The organism is Geodermatophilus saharensis, from assembly GCF_900188205.1.
GTDB lineage: Bacteria > Actinomycetota > Actinomycetes > Mycobacteriales > Geodermatophilaceae > Geodermatophilus > Geodermatophilus saharensis.
In genome coordinates this window covers 85,034-85,470 of the sequence record NZ_FZOH01000010.1, presented here as the reverse complement: position 1 = coordinate 85,470, position 437 = coordinate 85,034, and the positions used below count along the sequence as shown (strand labels likewise).

Genomic DNA, 437 nt, shown 5'->3' with positions numbered 1-437 from the left:
GGGTCACCGGCGTCGGGGTCACCGGCGTCGGGGTCACCGGCGTCGGGGTCACCGGCGTTCGGGTCACCCGCGTTCGGGTCACCCGCGTTCGGGTCACCGGCGTTCGGGTCGCCCGCGTCGGGGTCGCCGGCGTTCGGGTCACCCGCGTCGGGGTCACCGCCGGTCTCACAGGCATCAGCGAGAACCAGGACGATCTCGTCGGCACTGTCGGTGCTGTCCACGCCGTCGGCGCGGGCCTCGATGTTGAAGATGTAGGTGCGTCCGGCGGTCAGGGGGCCCACCCCGGCGACGAGTGCGCCCTCGAACTCCGTGACGCCCTCGAGCTCGGTCCAGCCGTCGGTGGCCTCGCCGGCCACAGCGGACGTCGCGAGGGCGGTCTCGGCCGGCGGCTCGTTGTCGGCCGGGGGCTCGTCGGCCGGCGGCTCGTTGTCGGCCGG

General features: G+C 75.1%; 1 protein-coding gene. It reads right to left on the bottom strand.

Features of this window, described 5'->3' with window-relative positions:
- A partial coding sequence (locus CHC04_RS24640) for a hypothetical protein (protein ID WP_217897481.1) occupies positions 1-437 on the bottom strand: 437 nt, incomplete at both ends.